The organism is Nostoc sp. CALU 1950, from assembly GCF_051172895.1.
In the GTDB taxonomy this organism is placed as follows: Bacteria; Cyanobacteriota; Cyanobacteriia; order Cyanobacteriales; family Nostocaceae; genus Nostoc; species Nostoc edaphicum_A.
Genome location: NZ_JBDNJQ010000365.1, coordinates 1 through 1,486 on the forward strand (window position 1 = coordinate 1; position 1,486 = coordinate 1,486).

The following is a 1,486-nucleotide window of genomic DNA, read 5'->3' on the forward strand; positions in this document are numbered from 1 at the left end:
AGCCTAAGTCAAATGAGGCTCTGTTCTCTTTAGATTTTCTTTACGAATCAGCTCTCAAAGAATACGCATTGGTACTCAAGATTTACGCATTGCGGCAATTACGCTGTCGGTGAATGGGATTTTAGTAACCCGTAACCGGAAGGATTTTGAGAGAGTTCCTAATTTGCTTTTAGAAGATTGGACTATATCTTAATTTGCCTCAAGATTAAATTGGACTAAGTGTGTATTTATTTAATTACATCCAATATTTCTTGAAGTGTAAAGTAAATATAGTAAAATATTGGAAATCCATTAATTTCTATAGTACCGTATTTGCGATGTTGATGGCCTTTTACATCGTTATAAGAGAGTGATTTAGGTTTAAGTTCATGGCCACGGTAATCTGGAGAAAGATATGCTAGCTTAATCGGAGTGCATTTTTCATCAAAACTGATGCTCCATTTAATTTTTAAATTTAATTTACCATCAGAGCCACGTTCTAAATCATCGAAAAAGTTTTTATAAAAATAACTTATTTCAATTTTTTTGAAATCTTTTTCTGTAATTATTTGTGAATAACACAATTGAGTTTTATTTACACTAGGATATATCTTTTTGAAAAAATCATTTACTTGCTGAGATATGTAATCTTCTATAGCTATTTTTTGCTCTTTATTAGCAAATGATATAAAAGGAATATAAACACTTTGAAAATCTGTATTCTCTGAACAAGTTCCAATTACATTTAATTCATAAATCATTGATTATTTTCCAAATAACTATTTTGTATTAAAAAGAAGTTCGCCTTAAATATTTTTATACCTTTTAGGTTTATATTTTCTTCCAATTCACCCAATGTATTGGATGGTTCTACATTATAGTAATAAGGAATAAAAAATACATTTGCAGAAATATTATGTGTTTGCTGTAGGGCATATTCATATGTAAGTTGCTTCACTAGATCATCTTTATACTTTTTGGCAGACTTTGGATGTAGTTCTTTCTTTTTATAAAATTCTAGCGGTACATCTTTGTAATCAATTATTTTGATAGATGTACCTTCATTCAAATTATTGTCTCCTATTGTATTGTCAGTTTCTAAAACTAAATCAGGTCGTAAAAAACGACGTAAAGCTGAACTTCTATCTCGTTTTTCAAGCTGATTATATCTAGAGTGTGAGTAGACAAATATTCGCTCATTTAAATCAAACTCAATGCAAAGTAGTTCATCCCATTCAAGCTTTTCTGTAACCCTACCCAAATTTCTAGGTATGTTTGAGGTTTTGGAGTAAACCCATTGATTAGCATATACATTTCCACTATTAGCTTTGCGGTTTCCGACTCGATTTTTTTCTTTTTCTTCTCTTTCTGAGTTGTCATATTCTTTCAGAGTTATGTCCGTATCTGCATAGCAAATTTTTTTGCGGTGTTTTTTAAAAAAATATGTGTTGCACCAAAAGTGTTGAATGTTAAGAAAAATCCGATAAAAACAGCCCAAAATATGTTA

2 protein-coding genes and 1 pseudogene are annotated in these 1,486 nt (G+C 30.1%); 1 reads left to right on the forward strand and 2 read right to left on the reverse strand.

Features of this window, described 5'->3' with window-relative positions; genetic code table 11:
• Positions 1-46: 46 nt before the first annotated feature.
• Positions 47-193 (forward strand): annotated as a pseudogene (locus tag ABF638_RS37920) (type II toxin-antitoxin system VapC family toxin); the annotation flags it as partial.
• Between the two features lie 34 nt (positions 194-227).
• Here ABF638_RS37920 and ABF638_RS37925 read toward each other — a convergent pair.
• Together ABF638_RS37925 and ABF638_RS37930 are read right to left on the reverse strand one after the other, a co-directional pair.
• The gene (locus tag ABF638_RS37925) at positions 228-740 is read right to left on the reverse strand and encodes a hypothetical protein (protein WP_435027875.1); all 513 of its coding nucleotides are present in this window, start codon (positions 738-740) and stop codon (positions 228-230) included.
• Entirely contained in the window at positions 737-1,477 is a 741-nt protein-coding gene (locus ABF638_RS37930) for a hypothetical protein (RefSeq protein ID WP_435027876.1), read from the reverse strand. The genes ABF638_RS37925 and ABF638_RS37930 overlap by 4 nt, the downstream gene beginning before the upstream one ends.
• Positions 1,478-1,486 lie beyond the last annotated feature (9 nt).

Coding starts and splice junctions, on each gene's coding strand:
- ABF638_RS37925 (WP_435027875.1), bottom strand. CDS start 740: ATGATTTATGAATTAAATGTAATTGGAACTTGTTCAGAGAATACAGAT.